Here is a 20,914-nt window from a genome sequence, read left to right on the forward strand (position 1 = left end):
TCATTCTGGCCGTGTAGAGCGTTTGATCCTACGCGGTTACGCCAGCCAATCCAGCGTCAGGATCAACCGGCGCTCATCGGCCTTGAGCGCTGGCGAACGATGGATCAGGCCATGCCCTTCGTTACCGTGCCATTTGGTGCCCTTGAGCAGCGCCACCTCACCGCAGTGGATCTGCTCGATACGCTCGGTAGGTTCGGCGTCCGCCTGGCTCAGTTTGCGGCGATCCATCACACCTTCGCGCAACCATTGGCTGCCGATACCGGCATAGGTGGTGATCAGCCGAACCGGCACATGATCAACGTGAAAACGCGGGCACATGGCCTTGTCCAACAGCCGCAAACGTACGCCAATACGCTTGGCGCCGAGCAGGCAGGCAAATGCACTGACCAGCCATGACACATCGGCGATAAAACCTTCGTAACCCTCAAGATCGCGACAACTGGATGCCAGGCCCTGCAAGTTCGGCACAGCGTCCTCGTTGTCGAGCTCAATCACCAGGGATTCGGCGAGCGGCTCATTGAGCGCCACCAGCAAGGCGCCGAACTCGGCGATATGCAGGGGCAACTGACGTTGCCACAGCGCCAGGTTGACGCCATCTTCGAGGATATCGGACAGTGCCAACGGAGTTTGCCCACACGTCTGGCGGATCACGGGGCGCAGGGGGATAACCGGGGCCAGCATCAGGCGACCTGCTCATACCAAGGGCCGAAAGGATCAGGCAGCTGGCGCCAACCTTCGACACCCAGGGCCATTTCTTCATCATTGAGCAAGCAGGCATCCAGTTCCGCACGCATCAGGTTGAAGTCGATGTTTTGCCCGATAAACACCAGCTCCTGGCGGCAGTCCCCCGTGCTCAGTTGCCAGTTGCCCATGATCGCCGCCACGCTTTCCTCGTCCTGGGGCCATTGGCTTTTGGGCACAAAGCGCCACCAGCGTCCGGCAAAGCCATGGCGCATCAAGCCACCAGCCTGGGACCAACTGCCGGCGTCCTGATGTTTGCTGGCCAACCAGAAGAAGCCCTTGGAGCGCAACAGTTTGCCGTTCACCCAAGGGCGATCGATAAAGTCGAAAAACCGCTGTGGATGGAAGGGGCGGCGCGCACGGTAAGCGGTGGAGGCAATACCGTATTCTTCGGTTTCCGGTACATGCTCACCGCGCAGCTCCTGCAACCAACCCGGCGCCTGGGCAGCGCGTTCGAAGTCGAAACGGCCGGTGTTGAGGATCTTGTGCAGCGCCACCTCGCCCATGACCATCGGGATTATTTCCGCCTGGGCGTTGAGGCGCTCGAGGATGGCCATCAATTCCTCACGCTCGCGGCTGCTGATCAGGTCGATCTTGCTGATCAGGATGACGTCGGCGAATTCGATCTGCTCGATCAGCAGGTCAGTGATGGAGCGCTCATCTTCTTCGCCCAGGGTTTCGCCGCGGGAAGCCAGGCTTTCGGCGGCCTGGTAGTCGAGCAGAAAGTTCATGCCATCGACCACGGTAACCATGGTGTCCAGGCGTGCAATGTCGGCCAGGCTTTGCTCGTTTTCATCGCGAAAGGTGAAGGTTTCGGCCACGGGCAGCGGCTCGGAGATACCGGTGGATTCGATCAGCAGATAATCGAAACGCCCTTCCTTGGCCAGCTTGGCGACTTCTTCCAGCAAGTCTTCACGCAAGGTGCAGCAGATGCAGCCGTTGCTCATCTCCACCAGTTTTTCTTCGGCACGATTGAGCGTGACGTCGCGCTGCACCTCGCTACCGTCGATGTTGATTTCACTCATGTCGTTGACGATCACCGCCACCCGCAGGTTGTCGCGGTTGCGCAGGACATAGTTGAGCAGTGTGCTTTTACCGGCGCCGAGAAAGCCGGACAACACGGTCACGGGGAGACGATTGGGCATCAGGTATTCCTCATCAGGGTTGGCCGGTCAAACTGCCCGTTTATGGCGTTCGCGCAGCTCTTCACGTTCTTTGGCTTCGATACACAGGGTTGCGGTGGGGCGCAGCAGCAGGCGTTGCAGGCCGATGGGCTCGCCGGTTTCACGGCACCATCCGTATTCACCGCGGGCCAGCAGCTCCAGGGCATCGTCGATCTTGTCCAACAGCTTTTTTTCCCGCTCCAGTAGGCGCAACTGCCACTGGCGCTGCTCTTCAGCGCTGCCGATATCCGCCAGGTCGCTATTGGTTTCCTGCTCGCGCAGCGCCTGGAACTCAGCGTCGATACGCGCTTGCAGTTCATTGCGCTGAGCCAGCAGCAGCTCGCGGAAGAAGCGCTGTTGGGCTTCATTCATGTAGTCAGCAGCCGGTTGGGCCAGCAATTCTTGTTCGGTCATGGGAAACGGTTCACGGGTGGGGCTGTGCATTTATGTTATAGTATAACAATACAAATAAGCCAACTTCCCTTGCTCCTCACGACGAAGGGCGCAATGCTTGATCACTTTCGCCCCCCGAGAAACACGATGAGATACGTGCTGTGCGCCCTGCTATTGGCAACCGCAGGACCTGCCTGCGCCCAAGTCCCAAGCCCGTTGGCCAACTGCACCCGCAGCGCCACCCTGCTGGCTTGCGTGGACCCGCTGGGCAATGCCTACAGCGTGGCGACTGCGGGCAACATCACTTACCTGCGCGGTTTCGAAGTGATCGGCAAACGCTATTGGGCACAGACCAATAGCCGCTACGGGCAACTGACGTTCTTCACCGGGTTGGCATCGGATGGCGAGGCGTGGGTTGGCTACACACGTCGCGTGGGCTGGACCACCATCAACCGGTTTTCCAGTTCAGGCGGCGCCAGCGCCAAGTTCACCTGTAACCGAATGAACGGCTGTTAAGCCTGGGTTTTCTGCTGTTCCTGCACCCAAGCCATGTAACTGTTGATGGGCGGGTTCTTCTGGAAGTACTGTTTCAACCCTTCAAAAAGCCGATCCGCCACCGCTTGTTGATGACGCGCCGTCACCAGCCGCTGGGCGTCCCGTGCATTGGAGATAAACCCGGTCTCCACCAGGATCGAAGGCACGTCCGGTGACTTGAGCACCGCGAACCCTGCCTGTTCCACCCGCTTCTGATGCAGGCTGGTGATGCTTTGCAGGCTGCCCAATACCGCGCTGCCCAGTTGCAGGCTGGAGGCGATGGTGGCGTTCATGGACATGTCGAGGATTACTCCGGCCAGCATCGGGTCCTTGTCCTTCAAATTGAGTAACGTCGTGGCGCCCAAGAGGTCTGCGCCGTTCTCGCGCTGGGCCATGAACCGCGCCGTGGCAGAGGTGGCACCGCCTTGCGACAACGCATACACCGAAGCGCCCGATGCAGTAAGCCGTGGCGCGGCGTCGGCGTGCACCGAGATGAACATATCGGCCTTGTGCTTGCGGGCGATGTCCACGCGCTTGCGCAGCGGTACGAAGAAGTCGTCGTTGCGCACCAGCTTTACGGCAAAACCTTTTTCACGTTTCAAACGTTTCGCCAGCAACTGGGCGATCGACAGCACCACATCTTTTTCGCGCTGGCCCTTGGAGCCGACGGCGCCCGGGTCTTTGCCGCCATGGCCGGGGTCAACCACCACAATGATGTCGCGTTTGGGATGTGCCTTGTCCGCCGGCACCACCAAGGGCGCCGGGTCAGCAGCGATTTGACGGGGCGCGTGCGTGGCGTTGGTCAGGTCCAGTACCAGGCGATGGCCTTGGCCATCCTGGGGCGGCAGCACAAAACTGTTGAGCTGCATCGGCGCGACCAAATCCAGGACGATACGCGTATCGCTCTTGCCGAAATGCCCGGAGCGGATCGAGGTAATCCCACTGTTCTTCAGCGCCAGTTGGGAAAAGTCGCCGCTGAGGCCGGCACCACTCAAGTCGATGATCAGGCGGTCCGGCGACGTCAGGGAGAACGTCTTGTATTGCACCGGGCCGCTAAGGTCGAACACCAGCCGCAGCTTATCGTCCGAACGCCACAGCCGCGCATTGCGGATCTGCGTGGCGTAGGCGCCCAAAGGCAACGTGAACAAGGGGCTGACAAGCAGTAGGTTAAGGAGCTGACGTCTGTACATGACATATACCGCAGATAAAGGAGCATCCCTACTCGACAGGACTGAACAAAGGCTGGGACAGAAATTTCATCGTGGCAGTTATTGTTATACTATAACATGACCAATCATTTCCAACGATGGACCTGCTCATGAATGCGCTGACTCTGCCGGATATCGCCGCGCAGGCTTCACGCCAAGCCTTGCCACTCGACTGGGTGGGCATGTGCGGCATTGCCCTACCTGTGTTGCTCGGCGGCCAACACCTGGCCGCTACCGCCGATGCGGGCGTAAGCCTGAACGACGGCACGGCCCGTGGCATTCATATGTCACGCCTCTACCTGGCGTTGGAAATGCTCGAACAGCAACCCCTTACATCTGCACTCTTGCGTAATGTACTGCAGCGTTTTCTCGACACACATGAAGATTTATCTAAGAACGCCTACCTGCGTATTCACACAAATCTGTTGTTAAAACGCCCAGCGTTGGTCAGCCCTTTGGAGGGGTGGAAAAGCTATCCGGTCAGCATCGAAGCGCGTCTGGAAAATCAGATGTTCCACGTGGAACTAAAAATTGACGTTACTTATTCCTCAACCTGCCCTTGCTCCGCTGCCCTGGCCAGACAGCTAATTCAGCAGCAGTTTCTCGAAGATTTTGCCCACACATCTCTGCAGCGTGAAGACGTGTTGAGCTGGCTGGGCAGCACCGACGGTATTGTGGCCACGCCCCATAGCCAACGCAGTACCGCGCAGTTAAACGTTCAACTGCAGGGTGACGATCTGGCGATAGTCGACTTGATCAATGCTGCCGAAGCAGCTCTGGGCACTGCCGTACAAACCGCGGTGAAACGTGCGGATGAACAAGCGTTCGCCCTGGCTAACGGACAGAACCTCATGTTCTGCGAAGATGCCGCTCGCCGCTTGAACCTCGCCTTGAAGCGCTCGGATGCCGTCAAAGCCTTCCACCTCAAAGTGATCCACGCTGAAAGCCTGCACGCCCACGATGCGGTGGCTGAAAGCCGTTGGACGAGAGACTTTGCATGATTACCTGCCATGCTTTGCGCTGGGGCGCCCCCGGCCAACCACTGACGCTGGCGCTGAACCTGACGCTGGAAAAAGGTAGCCTCACAGGGATTATCGGCGCCAATGGCACCGGCAAGAGCAGCCTGGTCAAAGTGATCGCCGGGTTGCAAAAGCCGCTGACGGGCAAGGTGCGTGTCGATGTTCCACGTCGCGGCGGCTTGTCGTTCTTGCCCCAGCAACAGCACCTGGATCGTCAGTTTCCGATCAGTTTGCAAGAGTTGGTGGCTGCCGGCTTCTGGGGCACCCAGCTGAATTCACATGAACGCAACGAGCGCCTGCACGCCGTATTGGACGACTGGTGTCTCAGCGGTTTGGAACAGCGCCCGCTGATGGCGTTATCCGGTGGCGAACTGCAACGCGCCCTGCTCGCCCGTATGAGCCTGGCCGACTCCCCCATCCTGCTGCTCGACGAACCCCACGCCGCCCTCGACGAAGACGGCCAGGCACTGTGCTGGAAACACATCCATACCTGGCACAACCAAGGCCGCACGCTGGTGGTCGTCTGTCATGACTTGGCGTCCGTGCGTCACCACACCCAGCACGTGTTGCAGCTTAAAAACACCGGCTGCGTGTTCGGCCCCAGCAAAGAGCTGATCCGCCCGCAACCACAGATGCAGGTGGCCTGATGCACCTCACCGCTCACCTGTGGATGCCATTTCAGGATTTCGTGTTTATGCGCCGCGCACTGATCGGCGGGTTGGTGCTTGCATGTAGCACCGCCCCCTTGGGCGTGTTCCTGATCCTGCGACGCATGAGCCTGATCGGTGACGCCGTGGCTCACGGCATTCTGCCGGGCGCCGCACTGGGTTTCTGGTTCGCAGGGCTAAGCCTGCCCGCCCTGACCCTCGGCGGCCTCGGCGCAGGCCTGAGCATGGCCGGCCTGGCGGCGTGGATCACCCGCCGCACCGGCCTGCGCGAAGACGCCAGCCTCGCCGCCATCTACCCCATTTCGCTCGCGGCCGGTGTATTGATCCTGGGCATTGCCGGCAAACGCCTGGACCTGCTGCACCTGTTATTCGGCTCCGCCCTGGCCGTGGACGAAACCACACTGACCGGAATGCTCTGGGTGTCCAGCTTCAGCCTGATCGCCATGGCACTGATCTACAAACCCCTGCTGCTCGACACCCTTGACCCGCTGTTCCTGCAAACCGTCAGCCGCCTTGGCCCACTGGCCCACTGCCTGTTCCTGACCCTGGTGGTGCTGAACCTGGTGATCGGTTTTCAAGCCATCGGCGCACTGATGGTGGTGGGTTTGATGATGCTGCCGGCCATCGCTTCACGCTTCTGGAGCCGACGCCTGCCGGTGTTGATCGCGGTATCGGCGGTGCTGGGATGCCTGTCGGTGTGGCTGGGTTTGCTGCTGTCGTTCTACTACTCACTGCCCAGCGGCCCGGCGATCGTGTTGGTGGCGGGCGCTGGATATGTGTTGTCCGTGGTATTCGGTCCGGTGCATGGCTTATTGCGCCGCCCACCTTTGCCTACATTCTCATGAGGTGTTTCCCGATGCGCGCTCTTCTTGTGTTGTTCAGTCTATTGCTGCCGCTGTCGATGGCTCACGCCGCAGACAAACTCCAGGTAGTCACCAGCTTCAGTATTCTCGATGACATCACCCACCAGATCGGTGGCGACCATATTCAGATCAGCAACATGGTCGGCCCGGACGCCGATGCTCATACCTATGAACCCACACCGGATGACGCCAAAGCGCTGCTCAAGGCCAAGGTCATCATCAAGAACGGTCTAGGTTTCGAGCCGTGGCTGGATCGCCTGGTCACCAGCACTGAAACCACCGCTACGGTCGTCATCGCCAGCAAAGGCGTGATCTCGCACACCATGGAGGAAGACGGCGAGACCATTCCCGACCCACACGCCTGGCACAACCTGGCCAACGCCGAAATTTATGTGAGCAACATCACCAAGGCATTGGTGACCGCCGACCCTGCCAATAAAACCGACTACCTGCGCAACAGCCAGGCTTACCTTAAGCAAATCCACAGCCTGCTGGCTGAGGCCAAAGCCAAGTTCGCTGCACTGCCTTCAGGCAACCGCCGCATCGTCACCTCCCATGACGCCTTCGGCTATTTGGGCCAGGCGTATGGCATCCAATTCCTCGCGCCCCAGGGCTTGTCTACCGAGCGTGACCCGTCGGCCGCCGAAGTCGCCGCGCTGATCACCCAGATCCGTAAAGACAAGGTCAAAGCCGTGTTTATCGAAAACATCAAGGACTCGCGCCTGCTCAAGCAGATTGCCGATGAAAGCGGCGCGCAGATAGGCGGCACGCTGTACTCCGACGCCCTCGCCGCTCAAGGCCCGGCCAGCACCTTTATCGGGCTGTTCGAATACAACCTGAACACCCTGTGCGCGGCGTTGAGCAAACCATGATCCGCAAAAACCCTTCAGGTGACCTGCCGATCATTGCCGAGTCAGCCTACGTCGACAAGACCGCGATCATCTGCGGCAAGGTCATCATCGGCGAGAACGTCTTCGTCGGCCCCTACGCCGTGATCCGCGCCGACGAAGTCGATGCCAGCGGCGCCATGGACCCGATCACGATCGGCGCGAACTCCAACATCCAGGACGGTGTGGTGATCCACTCCAAGTCCGGCGCGGCGGTGACTATTGGCGAGTTCACCTCTATCGCCCACCGTTCCATCGTCCATGGCCCCTGCACAGTTGGCGACCGCGTGTTCATCGGCTTCAACAGCGTGCTGTTCAATTGCGCCGTCGGCGATGGCTGCGTGGTGCGCCACAACTCGGTGGTCGATGGCCGCGACCTGCCCGCGGCCTTCTACGTGCCCTCCACCACCCGCATCGGGCCTAACACCGACCTGTCGCAATTCCCGCCGGTGAGTGTCAGTGCCTCGGAGTTTTCCGAAGACGTGGCACGCACCAACGTCGACCTGGTGCGCGGCTACAAAGCCTTGCAAAACGAGTTCTGAGCCATGAGTCGCCTGCTGATACGCAACGCCCGCCTGGTCAACGAGGGCCAGGTATTCGACGCCGACGTGCTGGTCGCCAATGGCCGTATCGAGAAGATTGCCGCCAGCATTGAAGGCGCTGACGAACCGGTGGAAATCGACGCCAAAGGCCAGTGGTTGCTGCCGGGAATGATCGATGACCAGGTGCATTTTCGCGAACCCGGCGCGCCAGACAAAGGCAGTTTCTACAGCGAATCCCGTGCCGCGGTGGCCGGCGGTATCACCAGCTTCATGGACATGCCCAACACCCAGCCAGCCACTTTGAACCTGCAAGCCTTGGCCGATAAGAAGCACCGTGCTGCGTTGCACTCAGTGGCCAACTACGGCTTTCACTTTGGCGTAAGCAACGACAATCTGGATATCGTCGCCGGCCTCGACCCCTGTGAAGTGGCTGGAGTCAAAGTGTTCATGGGCGCCTCCACCGGCAACATGCTGGTGGACGACCCACGTATTCTGGAACGTTTGTTTGCCGACGTGCCGACCATTCTGCTCGCGCACTGCGAACACACTCCGAGCATCCTGGCCAACGAGCAACGCTTGCGCGAGCGCTTTGGCGAGCGCATTCCCGCTGTCGCTCATCCACTGATCCGCGACGCCGAAGCGTGTTATCGCTCGTCATCGTATGCCGTGGAACTGGCCCAGCGCCACGGCACGCGACTGCACGTGCTGCACCTGACCAGCGCCCGTGAACTCGCGCTGTTCGAAGACAAGCCCCTGGCCGAAAAACACATCACCGCCGAGGTCTGCCTGCATCATCTGCTGTTCGACGACCGCGACTATCACCGCCTCGGTCATCAGATCAAATGCAACCCGGCCATCAAGACACGCGCCGACCGCGACGCGCTGCGCCTGGCGTTATTAAGTGATCGTCTGGATGTGATTGGCACTGACCATGCGCCGCATACCTGGGCGCAAAAACAATTGGGCTATCGTGAAGCACCCTCGGGTTTGCCCCTGGTGCAGCACGCCCTGCCGGCACTATTGGAGTTGGTGGCCGACGGGCATTTGCCTCTGACCACACTGGTGGCGAAAACCAGTCATCGTGTGGCCGACCTGTTTGCCATTCCTGATCGCGGTTACCTGCGTGAAGGCTATTGGGCCGATCTGGTGTTGATCAAACCTGAGCCTCAGGGCAAACCGGTCAGCAGCCAACCGATTCTCGCCCGTTGCGGCTGGACTCCCTTTGCAGAGCGCAGCTTTCGTCACAGCGTGAGCACCACGCTGGTGTCCGGCCACCTGGCCTGGCACAACGGCCAGGTGGTCGACAGTTGCCAGGGCTTGCCCCTGCATTTTCTGCGTTAAGCGCGGGGTTTGACCGTACCGCAATCGTTGCCCAGCCACTGAGCGTGGCTGTCCAGGCTGCCCTTCTGCTGGATGCCGGTGGCATTGAACGTACCGTTGACGGTGGTGGTGAATTCCTTCTGGCTTTGGAAGGTCGCTACACCAGTGCCCTGGGCTTTGGGGCAGCTGAAACGGAACTTCCATTGGTTGCCGGTCTTGTCAGTCACTTCCTGCTTGCAGCCCGATTGCGGGTCGGTCAGCGGGATGGAATCGGTGGCAACCTGGGCTGGGGTCAGGCACACCTGCACACCCTTACCGGCCATGTTGATGCCTTGCTTTTCGAGCATGGCGCGCTGTTCAGGAGTCATTTGTTGCTTGAGCTGACCGAGGATCAGCGACAGGTCCGGCAGGTCCTGGTTATCGACTTTCATATTGCTGGTGGTCAACTCCCACAAGCCCGGCGCCAGCATCTGCGCCTGCGCCGCCACCGGCAGCGACAACCCAACAACCATGGCCAAACCTAGCAGACGAGCATTCATCGGGTAACTCCTGGGTAATTGTCGGCGTTAGACGTCGTAAAGCGGCCAGTGTTGCACGGCAAATAAAATAGCGACATTCGCAGCGGTTCATGGTCTGTTACGCACTGGACTGCCTGGAGTTACGTCGTTCATGGATTTCTTTGGCCCGCACCTGCTCGCCTACTTCATTGCCACGCTGCACGTTCTCGGGAGCCTCGCCGCAATTCACGCGGTACTGACCGTCCGCACCGCCCAAGGCTCGATCGCCTGGGCCTTGTCGCTGATGTTCATGCCTTACCTGACGCTGATCCCTTACCTGATCTTCGGCCGCAGCACCTTCGACGCGTACATCCAGGCCCGTCGCCAGGCCAACCAGGAAATGCACACGGCGATCGCCGAACTGAATTGGCGCCCGTGGGTAGAGGAAGCGCTCGCGGCGCGCAACTCCAGTGCCTATGCCTCCCTGCGAGCCATGCCCAAGCTCGGGCGCATGCCGTGTCTGGCCAATAATGAAGTGCGCCTGTTGATCAATGGCGAGGCTACTTTTGGCGCGATTTTCGAGGCGATTCGCAACGCCAGGACCGCCGTGCTGTTCCAGTTTTTCATCATCCATGACGATGAGCTTGGCCGCCAATTGCAGGTGCTATTGAAGGAAAAGGCCGCCCAGGGCGTCGACATTTACGTGCTGTACGACCGCATCGGCAGCCACGCCCTGCCCCATCGCTACGTACAATCGCTGCGCGACGCCGGGGTGCAGGTCAAGGCGTTCGCCACCCGCAGCGGCTGGCTCAATCGTTTCCAGGTCAACTTCCGTAACCATCGCAAGATCGTGGTGGTGGACGGTATCACCGGCTTTGTCGGCGGGCACAATGTGGGCGATGAGTACTTGGGCAAAAAACCGCCGCTGGCGCCATGGCGCGATACCCATGTACAGGTCACCGGCCCAGTTGTGGCCTGCCTTCAGGAGTCGTTTGCCGAAGACTGGTTCTGGGCGGCGCGGCAACTACCGCCACTGATCCTGCCGGATGCCTACCCCGAAGACGGCGTGCTCTGCCAACTGCTCGCCAGTGGCCCGGCAGACCCCTATGAAACCTGCTCGCTGTTTTTCGTCGAGGCCATCCACGCCGCGACCGAGCGGGTATGGATTACCAGCCCGTACTTCGTCCCCGACGAAGCCGTATTCGCCGCACTGCGCCTGGCGGTATTGCGCGGGGTGGACGTGCGCCTGTTGCTGCCATCGCGGCCCGACCACCGCATCGTATATGCCGCCTCCAGCCTTTACGCCATCGAAGCCGTGCGCGCAGGTGTGCGGGTGTTCCGCTACAAGCCCGGGTTTCTGCATCAGAAGGTGGTGTTGGTAGACAGCGAAATCAGCGCCATTGGCAGCGCCAACATGGACAACCGTTCGTTCCGACTGAATTTCGAAGTGATGTTGCTGACAGTGGATGAGGCTTTCGCCAGCCAGGTTGAACACATGCTGCTGGACGATTTTGCCCTGTCCCATGAAGTCAGTCAGGAAGAAAGCCGCGAGACGCGACGCCTGCAACAGTTGGGGATGCGGGTGGCGCGCTTGATCTCACCGATTCTCTAACAGACAACGCAGGGAAAATGTGGGAGGGGGCAAGTCCCCTCCCACATTTGGATCTTCAGTGTTCTGGAAAATCGGGTCAGCGGTAGAGATCTTCCCGCGTCCACGGCAGTTCATGACCACCATCGGCATGGGGTTTGACCGCCAAGATCTGGTGCAAGTTGATCCAGCCCCGGGCAAACGCATAAGCGCAACCGGCCAGGTACAGCCGCCAGATGCGCAGCGCCTGCTCCGGCACCATCTTCGCCGCCGCTTCCAGATTGTCTTCCAGGCGCTCGCTCCAATGGTCCAACGTGCGGGCGTAGTGCAAGCGCAAACTTTCGACATCCACCACTTCCAACCCGACCTCGCTGATCTCGGCAGTCATCATCGCCAGGTGAGGCAGTTCGCCGTTGGGAAATACGTAGCGCTCGATAAACTCCCCGGCGCCTCGGCCTACCGGGCGGCCATCGGTATGTTTGGCGGTAATGCCATGGTTCATCACCAGGCCGCCTTCACGCACGGCACCGAACAGCGTCTGACAGTACTGTGCCAGGTTGGCGTGGCCGACGTGTTCGAACATACCCACGCTCACCACTTTGTCGAAGCGGCCATCCTGGGGCAGGTCGCGGTAGTCGAGCAGTTGCAGGTCGACCTGATCCTCCAGGCCTTCGGCTTTCACCCGCTCCCTGGCCAGCGCCAGCTGTTCCTTGCTCAAGGTGATACCAAACACCTTGACTCCGAATTCCCGCGCCGCAAACCGCGCAAGCCCGCCCCAACCACACCCAACGTCGAGCAGGTACTCGCCCGGCTGCAGCCGCAGTTTGCGGCACAGGTGACGGAATTTGTCTTGCTGGGCCTGGTCGATGGATTCGCTGCCGGTTTCGAAATAACCGCAGGAATACGCCATGTCCTGATCCAGCCATAGTTGGTAGAACTCGTTGGACAGGTCGTAATGGTAGGAAATGGCCGCCGCGTCGGTGGCCTTGTCGTGGATCGAGCGCACCGGACGGCTGCCTTCGTCGTCATCGATCAAGGCGTGGCTCAACTCGTCACATACCCTGATCACCTCGGTGATGGAGCCTTCCAGCTCCAGTTTGCCTTCGACGAAGGCTTCGCCCAGTGAATCGAGCGTTGGGTGGGTCAGCTTGGACACCATCGTGGGGTCCTTGACCACAATCGTCACACTGGGCTCAGGACCCAAGTTGAATTCATGGCCGTCCCAGAGTCGAAGACGCAACGGTAGCTGAAGATTCTGTAAGGCCGGTGGAAGTTGCGCGAGCATGAGTAATCCCCCCTTGTTTCAGACGTCTGGAGTGAGGGTAGACCATCCGAAGACAAAGTAGGAGGCTATCGATTTAATAGCACGTCTCTATGGGGCTCGGAGTTCAAGCAAACCGTCCTGGATCCACTGTTTCAGCCATGTGGCCGCTTGCAGCGACGCACCCTCTGAATAAGTGACTGCCAACTCTGCGCACAGTTCTGAAAAATTCCAGCCGGTAGTCACCATCCCTGCCAGTGCACAGGCCTCGTCCGGCTCCAGGCTGCGGTAGTGACACACATTCTGATGACGCCATACCAGGCAGATTTGCATCGGGTCCAGCGCCTTGCTGCCGGGAAAACCCGATGCATCCTTGCTGGCTCGCCAGATCGCCACCGTGTTGAAACGGCACAGCAAATGCTGCACTGAAGGCGCCAGGCTTACCTGTAGCGCCGGCCAGTCCCCAGGCGCCAATTGCGCCATGTCATTCACGGTCAGCGGCGTACCCTGGGGTGCATCGAACGCCAGGGTAAACGCCCACTCCAGGCGCGCCAACTCAGCCAGCGGCGCACTGTGTTCTGCGACCAAGTGCTCAAGGATAAACATCGAAAAGCGCTCACCGAGCCAACGCAGGCTGTAGTGGGCCGAGGGGTAACGGCGAATGTAGGCTTCGCTCAGCGCGGCAAATTCATCATCCCCCAGCCAATATCGGATAGCGCTGAAGTCATGGCACAGCACTTCCTTCAATCGCGACAGATAGGCGTTGTGGTAAATCGCCAGGCCGGTGTCCACATCCAGGGTCGGCCCCCCCAGCAAGGTGGCGGCAAAGCTGCTGTTGGCCGCGCAAGGTTCAGATAACAGGTGCTCTTCAAAAGCCAATTGCCAGTCGATCAGGCGCATAGCGATTTCCTGGCCAGGGCACTGGCTGCCAGCTCGCGGGCCTTGCTCAACTCAGTGAGCAATTCTTCGAACGGCGGGAAATGATCATCGCGCTCCAACAGCGTCGACACCGGCCCCAAATGCTCCAGGGTCTGCTGGTAAAGCGCCCACACCGGGTCGCACACAGGATGGTCGTGGGTGTCGACCACATAGTCGCCGTAGTCCATATGCCCGGCCAGGTGCAGTTGGCGGATGCTCTCGGGCGGCAGGTTGCGGATAAACGTCCAGGCATCAAAGCCATGGTTACGCGCACTCACATACACATTGTTCACGTCCAGCAGCAACTGGCACCCGCTCAGGTGGGCCAAAGCGTTGAGGAACTCCCACTCGGTGAACTCATCAGCCTTGGAGCGCACATAGCTGGAGACGTTTTCCAGCACCAGCGGGCGCTGCAACACGTCCTGCACCTGACGCACACGACCGGCCACGTGATAGAGGCTTTCTTCGGTGTAGGGCAGCGGCAGCAGATCGTGCAGCTGATGCGCGTTGCCGCGGCTCCAGCACAGGTGATCGGAAATCCAGGCCGGCTGGATGCGCTCGGAGAGCTGTTTGATTTGCGCAAGGTAATCGGTATCGAGGGCATGGGGCCCACCGATGGACAAGGACACCCCGTGCATTACCACGGGGTAACGCTCGGCTATCGCATCCAGGTAGTACAAGGCTTTGCCGCCCTGCACCAGATAATTCTCGGAGATCACTTCGAACCAATCCACGGCCGGCGACTGTTCGAGGATCTGCTGGTAGTACTCACTGCGCAGCCCCAGGCCGTAACCGAGGCTCGAAAAAGAAGTGGGCATAAGACGCTCCAGGAAAAGTGTCCGCAGCGACGGGGGGCGGTCGCTGCGGTTGCACTCGGTTGCCGTTACTCGCCGACGGTACCGCCCTTCTCGTCGCACATCGCCTTGCTCATGGACAGGAAGCCCTGGCCTTTGCAGGAACCTTGACCTTTGCACGCGTGATCTTTGGTCTTGCAGTCGTTCTGCCCTTTACAAGCGTTGACGCCATAGCAATGCACAGTGGCATCGGCTGCGTGTGCCTGGGTGGCCACACCGGCAAACATAGTGGCGGCAGCCATCGCGAGGGCGGCGCCAGCAGCAGCGGATTTAATGCTCATTGTTGTATTCCTCATGATCAGTGGTGAAGTCGGTCCGAACGGATTGTTCAGTCTCGACACACCACTAGAGTGAGGCCCCCCATCGGCGTTACAGCCGTGTGCAAATATTTCTGAAATTATTCATCAAGCTTCAACAGCGGCTCCTGGAAGCGTAATAACCGCCCAGCGTTACCCAGCACCAGCAAGGTACTGAGGTTATGCAGCACCGCCGCAATCATGGCACCCGCCGCGCCCAGCCAGCCAAAGGCCGCGAACACCACAATGGCCAACGTCCAGCCCAGGCCGATGATCACGTTCACCTGCAACGTCTGCCGGCACTGGCGGCTCAAGCGCACGCAGGTACCCAGGCGGCGCAAGTCGCTGCCGATCAACACCACGTCCGCCGATGCGAGTGCGATATCGGCACCGCCCGCCCCCATCGCCACACCAACCACACCGGCCTTGAGCGCCAACGAATCATTGATGCCATCGCCCACCACCATCGGCCGGAAGCCGCTGCTGATTTCACCCAGCACGCGGTTGAGCTTGTCTTCCGGCAAGGCTTGGGCTTCGACATCACTGATGCCCACCTCCAGCGCCAGGCTGTCGGCCACGCTTTGGCGGTCGCCGGTCAGCAGCAACTGGCGGCCCAGGCCCAAGTCACGCAACTCTTGCAGGGCCTGGCGCGCCTCCGGCTTGACGCTGTCGGCCAGCAACAGCCAGGCCAGGAAATCGCCGTTCAACGCCAACCCGGCAATAGGGCCGTCATGGTTGGGAACGCCGCTGGTGACGATGCCCAATTGTTCGAACAACTCCGGCCGCCCCAGCGCCGCTTCGCCCTGTTCGGTCTGTGCGACCACGCCCAGGCCCTGACGCTCGCGAATGTCGGTGAGCGCCAGTAACTGCTCCTGAGTCGCCAACCCCGCCAACGCTCGGCTGACCGGGTGACTGCTCGCCGAGCCGAGGCTGGCCGCCAGGTTCAGCAGCTCCTGGCGATCCGGTGCGGTGGTCTCGATGGACTGCAAACGCAGGGTGCCAAAGGTCAGGGTGCCGGTCTTGTCGACCACCAACGAGGTCAGGTCAGCCAATTCTTCGAGAAACGCCGAGCTGCGAATCAGAATCCCATGACGCGCCGCCACGGCGATCCCGGCAATCGCCGTGGCCGGCGCCGACAGCACCAAGGCACACGGGCACGCCGCCACCAGCACCGCCAGCATCGCCTGCGCATCGTTGGTGACGAACCAGGTGACCGCCGCCAGCAACAGCACCAACACCATATAGCTACCGGCATAACGCTCCAGCAGCCGCGTGATCGGCGGCTTGGAGCGCTCGGCGTTCTGCATCAGTGCGATGACTTTGCCCAGGGTCGATTCGTTGCCAGTGCGCGTCACTTCAAGGCGCAGCAGACCATCAAGGTTGATCGCGCCACCAAACACCTGCACACCCGCGCTGGCTTCCAACGGCACCGACTCACCGGTGATTGGTGCCGTGTCCAGGCTCGCCTGGCCGGACAGCACCACGCCATCGGCCGGCACGCGGTCGCCGGCGCGCACTTCGACGATATCACCGGGGTTCAGCGTGGCGTTATCCACTTCGGTGATGGTTCCGTCAGCCTGTACCAAACGGGCGTGGCTGCGGGTGAGTTTGCCCAGGGCATGGATCGCCTCCTGGGAGCCGATCACGCTGCGCTCTTCCAGCACATGGCCGAAGATCATGATGATCGGCAACAACGCGGCGGTGAGCAGATCGCCGGTGGCCCAGGCGCCAAGCATGGCCAGGGCAATCAGTTGGTCAGTGATGCCGTGCAAGCTGGGAAAGCGCAGGCTGTACCAGGCCGAACGCATCACCGGCACCGCCACCAACAGCGATGCCACCCCCAGCAGCAATTGGCTCACACCGTTCTGGTCCGGCGCCAGCCAGCGCCACACCAGGCCCAGCACGAGCAACCCAAGGGCGAGCATGGCCAGGGTCAATTGCCGGGCAGCGCTGCGCTGTTCGGCCGAGGTCAGCATGGGTGCGCTCATTGTTCGGCTCCCTGGATGATCAAGCGGGAGTCGTCTTTGGGGTCGACGGTGGTCACGGAACCCGCCTGGCCGAGAATCTTCGGCAGGCGTTCGCGGTACAGGCGCAACAGCAAGCCGGGGTCTTTGACCTGGGCGAGGCTGGCGACGGTAGCGGTTTGCGCCTGGGCATTGGCCAAGCGTTCGCTGGCCTGGGCGTGGGCGACTTGCACCTGGCGGTCAGCCTCCTGATTCGCGGTCTGGGTGAGTTTTTCCGCTTCGGTGCGGGCGTTGGCCACCGCTTTATCCGCTTGCTGGCTGGCAGTCAGCACTGCGTTGAAGGCATTCACCGCCGGGCCCGGCAGGCTCGATTGCACATCGACACGGGTGACTTCGATGCCCAGGCCCAAACCGCTGGCGGCCAAATCGGCCAGGCGTTTATTGATGCCTTGCACCAGATCGCCGCGCAGGCGCTCGCGGCGTTCGGCGGCGCCGTTGTCGCTGCCGATCAGTTCCGGGCGTGCTACCAGGATGGTGTCCAGATCCCGCGCTGCCGTCAGGGCTACGGCACTGCGCGTCACCAACCGATCCAGCGCGGGCAACACGTGGTCGCCCTGCAACACGAAGGCATAGGGCTCGGTCACCTTGTAGAACACCCGCACATCCAACTGCACCACCCCGGCATCGCCGGTCAGCAGGTAGCCGGAACCGGCCAGGGCATCGCTCAACGGCGTAGCGAAACTGGCCACGCGATCAGCCTGCAACGCCGCATCGGAACGCAGCAGGTTCTCCACTCGGCGCTCGATCACCCGGTCCGCCGCCGGCAACAACACCACCTGCTCGAACGGCTGCGGCCAGGCCAGCAACAGCCCGGCGTTCTGAATGCGATCAAGGGCGCCGAAGTGCAGGACCACCGCGCGATTCTGCGGGTCGATCTGGCGCACATTGGAAAAGGCCCAGGCCAACGCCGCCAACACAGTGACCGCATACAGCGCCAGGAAGGTCAGACGCCCGGCCTGAATCCAAGGGCTGTCGGGACTGCCGCGTTCGCTCATGGCTGGATGTCCTTCGGCCCATCCACCAGGGCGCGGAACGGCGCGGCGTCGGTGCGCAGGATGATTTTGGTACCCGGCGTGACCACCGTGCCCAAGGTATCCAGCGAGCGCAGCAGGTTGTACAGCTGCGGATTACCCGCGTAGGCACGGCCATAAATCTGCGCGGCTTCTACCCGCGATTGCGCTTCGATATCGGCGGCTTTCACCGTCGCATCGGCCTGCACAATGCGCGCATCACGCTCGGCAGCGGAGCGGATTTGCGCCGCTTCGCGCTTGCCCACGGCGGTGCGTTCAGTGGCGATGGTTTCCCGCTCGGCGCGCATACGATCAACCGTGGCGGTGAGTGTCACCGAAGGCAATGTCAGGCGCTCGATGCCGACCTGCGCCACGCGCACGCCGTAGGTGGCGAGCAATTGTTGATCAATCTGCTGGCGCAACTGCGCTTCAAAATCGGCGATGCGCACTTGGCTGGCGTCGGTGTTGATCAAGCTGGACAGGTCAAAGCTGGCCGCCGTGGTTTCCAGCGCCGAGCCGACGAAGGTGCGGATCTGCCGCGCCGCTTCGTCCGGCTGGTTCTGCACTGCGCGCATGAAGCGCTGCACATTGTCGGCATCGCCCTGCACCTGCCACGCCACATAGGCCTGCACGATAATCCGCAGGCCATCGCGGGTGCCCACATCCTGCAAGCCGCTGGACGTGGTGCGCAGGCGCAGGTCCACCGGGATCGCCGCTTCGAATGGCGCCGGCCAGCGCCAGCCCAGGCCCGGCTCCAACAGCACTCGCGCGGGGTTGCCGAAGCGGGTAATCACCGTGGCCTCGCCGGAGCGCACCTGCACCAGGCTCGCCGCTGCCACGGCAAACAGCACCAGTAACGCCGCCCAGGCCATGCGCCGCCAAGGGAAAGGCCCGGCCGCTTGTTCATCACCATGGTGGTGATGGTGGTGGCCGTGATGATGGTGATGACCGTGATCGTGAGAATGAGCGCTCAACAGACAGACTCCTTATTGAACGGCTTTGCGCGGCGCCAGTGGATCGGCGGGCAAAGTAAAAGAACGCAGATCAATCGTCGGCGCACTGTCGGCGCCCAAACGATGATCCAGAATAAGCAGCTTGGCGTGGGCCAGGCCCAGGCTCAGTTGGCTCAGGTACTGTTCCAGCACGAAAGCCTGGCCCGCAGCGGCATAGGCTTTTTGTTCGGCGGCAAAGCGCAGGTTCGCCGCTTGGGCGCCGGCATTCACTTCGCGGGCGCCGGCCTGGGCCTGATCACGGACGGTGCTGGCTTGCAGCAGCGCCTGGTTGGTCTGCTCGCTGGCCGCGCCACGTTCACGGGCGATCAGTGCCTGGGCGCCGATCTGGGCGGCTTGCACACCGTGGTAAGCATTGGCGGCGCCAGCCGGTGGGTGGATCGCTTCAACCACCGTGGCGAGGATTTCCACCCCGCTGTCGAGGGTGTGCAGGTCTGCTTGCACCGTTCGGCCAATCTCCTCGGCGAGGCTGGTGCGTTGTTCACCGAGCAATTCGTCGAGGGTGCGCGAGGCAAAGTCATGCACCAGGATGCGGCTGGCGGTGCTGCGGATCAGGGTGGGTATGTCCGCGCTGTTGTAAGTGGCGGCAAGCGCAGCCTGGTCGGTGAGGCCGATGCGGTAGACAAATCGCACGTCCATGTTGACGATCTGGAAGCCCTGCTTATCGCCGCTGCTGCTGGCGATGACCTGGGATTTGTCATTCACATGGCTGGCGTCCCACAGGCGGTTGGCAATCAACGGCGCCGGGCCTTCGGCAGCGGCCAGCTCCGGTGTGGCGGCTTCGCTGACGCTGGTCGCCAGCTCATGCACCACGCCGTTCTCCACGTTGAGTACGCGACCCAGCGGCCACGGCAAACCCGTATGCAGGCCGGGGCCGAACACCTCGACCGGTTTGCCGAAGCGCTCATAAATCCCACGCCCTTGCAGGGGCACTTGATGCACGCCGGTCAGCGCCCAACCTACCGTCAGCACCACCAGCAACACCGGCAGGAAAGCCCGGCGCATGTAGGTGAAGGCCCAGATCTGGCGCAGGTCGATGCCAAAACGGTTGTGCAATTCATGCTGCAACGCCAGCAACGGTTGTGGCGGCCAACGCAGCAGGCCGGCGATAAAACTCTGCGCCATCAAGCGCGGCTCAAGGCGCGGCTGGCGCGGGCTGAACAGCGACAGCACGCCCCGCAGCAGGAACTCCAGCGCCACCAGCGCCGGCAACAGGCCGACGAGTGTCGCCAGACGCAGCGGCCACACCGACTCGGCATTGGCAAACAACAGGCAGATGGCACTCAGCACCAGGCAGATAATCGCCACCCGACTCAACTGCGCCAGCTGTGAAGCTTCCGGCCACTGGGCGGCGGTTTCCTGGGCCAGGCGACGCTCGAACACCAGCAAGCCAAAAGCCAGCCCCAATGCCAGCGCCGCACCGATGCTGGCGGACTGACCGATGGCCGCAGCAGGCAAGGCCAGGTTCCAGAACTGGATAACGCTGACCAACGCCAGCAACGACCAGCCCGCCAACCACAGCACCGGTGCGCCAACCTGTGCCAGCAGGCCGTTGCCAAAACGGTTGATCAGCCCCTTGTGCCAGGCAGTGGGCTCAATGGGTTGCTCAATCAACTCAGCGCTTGGCACCTCCATCGCCTGGGCACGCCAATCAGCCACCCACCAGGCCGACTGCAACCCGGCCACCAACAGCAGCAGGGCCGAAGCGCAGTTGATCAACACCACCGGCCAGATCGACAGTGGCGCAAACAACGCCACGAACAGCGCCAACACCCATCCGCTGATCGCCAGGGTCGTCAGGCTGATACCCGCTTGGCGTAACCGACGGGCATGGAACAGCCCTTGCTGAAAACGCGCCAGGCCTTCTACGGAGGCGCCGTCAGCTTCTAAATCCACCTGCATCCGCTCAATGCCCACTTGTACACAATTCGTTACGATATAACACGAAGCGTGAAATTTTTGTTCGCTTTTGCATCCACTCTGAATCCCTTGTGGGAGGGGGCTTGCCCCCGATAGCAGTGTGTCAGTCGACTGATTAGTTACTGATACACCGCAATCGGGGGCAAGCCCTCTCCCACATTTGTTTTGCTGTGCTCTCTGGAGTGTGACTAACCCCCT

The 20,914-nt window shown here is 61.2% G+C and carries 21 protein-coding genes; 8 read left to right on the forward strand and 13 right to left on the reverse strand.

All coding sequences use genetic code 11. From position 1 onward, the window contains the following. Positions 1–36 precede the first annotated feature (36 nt). From LJX92_RS26730 to dksA, 3 genes are read right to left on the reverse strand one after another with little or no spacing between them, the layout of a single operon-like run. Positions 37–681 carry a DUF1826 domain-containing protein gene (locus LJX92_RS26730; RefSeq protein WP_032878648.1) on the reverse strand — a complete coding sequence of 215 codons (645 nt, stop codon included), beginning with the start codon at positions 679–681 and terminating at the stop codon, positions 37–39. Continuing rightward, the gene (gene zigA / locus LJX92_RS26735; RefSeq protein WP_005792573.1) at positions 681–1,886 is read right to left on the reverse strand and encodes a zinc metallochaperone GTPase ZigA; all 1,206 of its coding nucleotides are present in this window, start codon (positions 1,884–1,886) and stop codon (positions 681–683) included. Before zigA ends, LJX92_RS26730 begins: the two co-directional genes overlap by 1 nt. A 27-nt stretch (positions 1,887–1,913) precedes the next feature. Then, complete coding sequence (gene dksA / locus LJX92_RS26740; RefSeq protein ID WP_148853769.1) at positions 1,914–2,318, reverse strand: RNA polymerase-binding protein DksA; 405 nt, start codon at positions 2,316–2,318, stop codon at positions 1,914–1,916. Between the two features lie 126 nt (positions 2,319–2,444). Between dksA and LJX92_RS26745 the strand changes: the two genes are divergently transcribed. Then, entirely contained in the window at positions 2,445–2,813 is a 369-nt protein-coding gene (locus LJX92_RS26745; protein ID WP_228309145.1) for a glutamine synthetase, read from the forward strand. Here LJX92_RS26745 and LJX92_RS26750 read toward each other — a convergent pair. Further along, on the reverse strand, positions 2,810–4,021 hold the full coding sequence (locus LJX92_RS26750) for an N-acetylmuramoyl-L-alanine amidase (RefSeq protein WP_103734115.1): 1,212 nt from the start codon (positions 4,019–4,021) through the stop codon (positions 2,810–2,812). The two genes, LJX92_RS26745 and LJX92_RS26750, sit on opposite strands and share 4 nt — an antisense overlap. Before the next feature lie 128 nt (positions 4,022–4,149). Here LJX92_RS26750 and folE2 point away from each other — a divergent pair, with 128 nt between their 5' ends. Genes folE2 through LJX92_RS26780 form a run of 6 tightly spaced genes read left to right on the forward strand, consistent with a single transcriptional unit; the run spans position 4,150 to position 9,359 of the window. Continuing rightward, positions 4,150–5,040, forward strand: a complete 891-nt coding sequence (gene folE2, locus LJX92_RS26755; protein WP_228309146.1) for a GTP cyclohydrolase FolE2 — start codon at positions 4,150–4,152, stop codon at positions 5,038–5,040. Beyond that, positions 5,037–5,705: a metal ABC transporter ATP-binding protein gene (locus LJX92_RS26760; protein WP_228309147.1), complete on the forward strand. Its 669-nt coding sequence runs from the start codon at positions 5,037–5,039 to the stop codon at positions 5,703–5,705. The genes folE2 and LJX92_RS26760 overlap by 4 nt, the downstream gene beginning before the upstream one ends. After that, a complete protein-coding gene (locus LJX92_RS26765; RefSeq protein WP_228309148.1) occupies positions 5,705–6,571 on the forward strand; it encodes a metal ABC transporter permease in 867 nt (288 codons plus the stop codon). The genes LJX92_RS26760 and LJX92_RS26765 overlap by 1 nt, the downstream gene beginning before the upstream one ends. A gap of 11 nt (positions 6,572–6,582) precedes the next feature. Then, positions 6,583–7,461 carry a metal ABC transporter substrate-binding protein gene (locus tag LJX92_RS26770; RefSeq protein ID WP_228309149.1) on the forward strand — a complete coding sequence of 293 codons (879 nt, stop codon included), beginning with the start codon at positions 6,583–6,585 and terminating at the stop codon, positions 7,459–7,461. Next, a complete protein-coding gene (locus LJX92_RS26775) occupies positions 7,458–8,018 on the forward strand; it encodes a DapH/DapD/GlmU-related protein (protein WP_103734111.1) in 561 nt (186 codons plus the stop codon). Before LJX92_RS26770 ends, LJX92_RS26775 begins: the two co-directional genes overlap by 4 nt. A 3-nt stretch (positions 8,019–8,021) precedes the next feature. Further along, positions 8,022–9,359: a dihydroorotase gene (locus tag LJX92_RS26780; protein ID WP_078822676.1), complete on the forward strand. Its 1,338-nt coding sequence runs from the start codon at positions 8,022–8,024 to the stop codon at positions 9,357–9,359. Here the strand turns inward: LJX92_RS26780 and LJX92_RS26785 are convergent. Beyond that, positions 9,356–9,877, reverse strand: a complete 522-nt coding sequence (locus tag LJX92_RS26785) for a DUF3617 domain-containing protein (RefSeq protein ID WP_005792583.1) — start codon at positions 9,875–9,877, stop codon at positions 9,356–9,358. The genes LJX92_RS26780 and LJX92_RS26785 overlap by 4 nt on opposite strands. 130 nt (positions 9,878–10,007) lie before the next feature. On the opposite strand from LJX92_RS26785, the gene cls reads away from it, so the two are divergent. Continuing rightward, positions 10,008–11,447, forward strand: a complete 1,440-nt coding sequence (cls, locus tag LJX92_RS26790) for a cardiolipin synthase (RefSeq protein WP_005792584.1) — start codon at positions 10,008–10,010, stop codon at positions 11,445–11,447. Positions 11,448–11,523: 76 nt separating this feature from the next. Here the strand turns inward: cls and cfaB are convergent, their stop codons facing one another. The 8 genes from cfaB to hflK (LJX92_RS26830) form a co-directional block, all read right to left on the reverse strand. After that, positions 11,524–12,708 (reverse strand): C17 cyclopropane fatty acid synthase CfaB, encoded by a 1,185-nt coding sequence (gene cfaB, locus LJX92_RS26795; RefSeq protein WP_005792585.1) that lies wholly within the window; start codon positions 12,706–12,708, stop codon positions 11,524–11,526. A gap of 87 nt (positions 12,709–12,795) precedes the next feature. After that, the gene (locus LJX92_RS26800; RefSeq protein WP_148853766.1) at positions 12,796–13,584 is read right to left on the reverse strand and encodes a DNA-binding domain-containing protein; all 789 of its coding nucleotides are present in this window, start codon (positions 13,582–13,584) and stop codon (positions 12,796–12,798) included. After that, positions 13,575–14,420: a DUF692 domain-containing protein gene (locus LJX92_RS26805; protein WP_228309150.1), complete on the reverse strand. Its 846-nt coding sequence runs from the start codon at positions 14,418–14,420 to the stop codon at positions 13,575–13,577. Before LJX92_RS26805 ends, LJX92_RS26800 begins: the two co-directional genes overlap by 10 nt. 65 nt (positions 14,421–14,485) lie before the next feature. Next, positions 14,486–14,737 (reverse strand): hypothetical protein, encoded by a 252-nt coding sequence (locus tag LJX92_RS26810; RefSeq protein WP_078822679.1) that lies wholly within the window; start codon positions 14,735–14,737, stop codon positions 14,486–14,488. A gap of 116 nt (positions 14,738–14,853) precedes the next feature. Beyond that, on the reverse strand, positions 14,854–16,740 hold the full coding sequence (locus LJX92_RS26815; RefSeq protein ID WP_103734107.1) for a cation-translocating P-type ATPase: 1,887 nt from the start codon (positions 16,738–16,740) through the stop codon (positions 14,854–14,856). Next, positions 16,737–17,771: a protease modulator HflK gene (gene hflK / locus LJX92_RS26820; RefSeq protein WP_078822681.1), complete on the reverse strand. Its 1,035-nt coding sequence runs from the start codon at positions 17,769–17,771 to the stop codon at positions 16,737–16,739. Before hflK (LJX92_RS26820) ends, LJX92_RS26815 begins: the two co-directional genes overlap by 4 nt. After that, the gene (hflC, locus tag LJX92_RS26825) at positions 17,768–18,763 is read right to left on the reverse strand and encodes a protease modulator HflC (protein WP_164699557.1); all 996 of its coding nucleotides are present in this window, start codon (positions 18,761–18,763) and stop codon (positions 17,768–17,770) included. The genes hflK (LJX92_RS26820) and hflC overlap by 4 nt, the downstream gene beginning before the upstream one ends. 9 nt (positions 18,764–18,772) lie before the next feature. After that, positions 18,773–20,698, reverse strand: coding sequence for a protease modulator HflK (gene hflK / locus LJX92_RS26830; RefSeq protein ID WP_228309151.1), 1,926 nt, complete (start codon positions 20,696–20,698; stop codon positions 18,773–18,775). Positions 20,699–20,914 lie beyond the last annotated feature (216 nt).

The sequence above is a fragment of the Pseudomonas sp. HN8-3 genome (assembly GCF_020790195.1).
Taxonomy (GTDB): Bacteria; Pseudomonadota; Gammaproteobacteria; order Pseudomonadales; family Pseudomonadaceae; genus Aquipseudomonas; species Aquipseudomonas synxantha_A.

Coding starts and splice junctions, on each gene's coding strand:
- LJX92_RS26730 (WP_032878648.1), bottom strand. CDS start 681: ATGCTGGCCCCGGTTATCCCCCTGCGCCCCGTGATCCGCCAGACGTGT.
- zigA (WP_005792573.1), bottom strand. CDS start 1,886: ATGCCCAATCGTCTCCCCGTGACCGTGTTGTCCGGCTTTCTCGGCGCC.
- dksA (WP_148853769.1), bottom strand. CDS start 2,318: ATGACCGAACAAGAATTGCTGGCCCAACCGGCTGCTGACTACATGAAT.
- LJX92_RS26745 (WP_228309145.1), top strand. CDS start 2,445: ATGAGATACGTGCTGTGCGCCCTGCTATTGGCAACCGCAGGACCTGCC.
- LJX92_RS26750 (WP_103734115.1), bottom strand. CDS start 4,021: ATGTACAGACGTCAGCTCCTTAACCTACTGCTTGTCAGCCCCTTGTTC.
- folE2 (WP_228309146.1), top strand. CDS start 4,150: ATGAATGCGCTGACTCTGCCGGATATCGCCGCGCAGGCTTCACGCCAA.
- LJX92_RS26760 (WP_228309147.1), top strand. CDS start 5,037: ATGATTACCTGCCATGCTTTGCGCTGGGGCGCCCCCGGCCAACCACTG.
- LJX92_RS26765 (WP_228309148.1), top strand. CDS start 5,705: ATGCACCTCACCGCTCACCTGTGGATGCCATTTCAGGATTTCGTGTTT.
- LJX92_RS26770 (WP_228309149.1), top strand. CDS start 6,583: ATGCGCGCTCTTCTTGTGTTGTTCAGTCTATTGCTGCCGCTGTCGATG.
- LJX92_RS26775 (WP_103734111.1), top strand. CDS start 7,458: ATGATCCGCAAAAACCCTTCAGGTGACCTGCCGATCATTGCCGAGTCA.
- LJX92_RS26780 (WP_078822676.1), top strand. CDS start 8,022: ATGAGTCGCCTGCTGATACGCAACGCCCGCCTGGTCAACGAGGGCCAG.
- LJX92_RS26785 (WP_005792583.1), bottom strand. CDS start 9,877: ATGAATGCTCGTCTGCTAGGTTTGGCCATGGTTGTTGGGTTGTCGCTG.
- cls (WP_005792584.1), top strand. CDS start 10,008: ATGGATTTCTTTGGCCCGCACCTGCTCGCCTACTTCATTGCCACGCTG.
- cfaB (WP_005792585.1), bottom strand. CDS start 12,708: ATGCTCGCGCAACTTCCACCGGCCTTACAGAATCTTCAGCTACCGTTG.
- LJX92_RS26800 (WP_148853766.1), bottom strand. CDS start 13,584: ATGCGCCTGATCGACTGGCAATTGGCTTTTGAAGAGCACCTGTTATCT.
- LJX92_RS26805 (WP_228309150.1), bottom strand. CDS start 14,420: ATGCCCACTTCTTTTTCGAGCCTCGGTTACGGCCTGGGGCTGCGCAGT.
- LJX92_RS26810 (WP_078822679.1), bottom strand. CDS start 14,737: ATGAGCATTAAATCCGCTGCTGCTGGCGCCGCCCTCGCGATGGCTGCC.
- LJX92_RS26815 (WP_103734107.1), bottom strand. CDS start 16,740: ATGAGCGCACCCATGCTGACCTCGGCCGAACAGCGCAGCGCTGCCCGG.
- hflK (WP_078822681.1), bottom strand. CDS start 17,771: ATGAGCGAACGCGGCAGTCCCGACAGCCCTTGGATTCAGGCCGGGCGT.
- hflK (WP_228309151.1), bottom strand. CDS start 20,698: ATGCAGGTGGATTTAGAAGCTGACGGCGCCTCCGTAGAAGGCCTGGCG.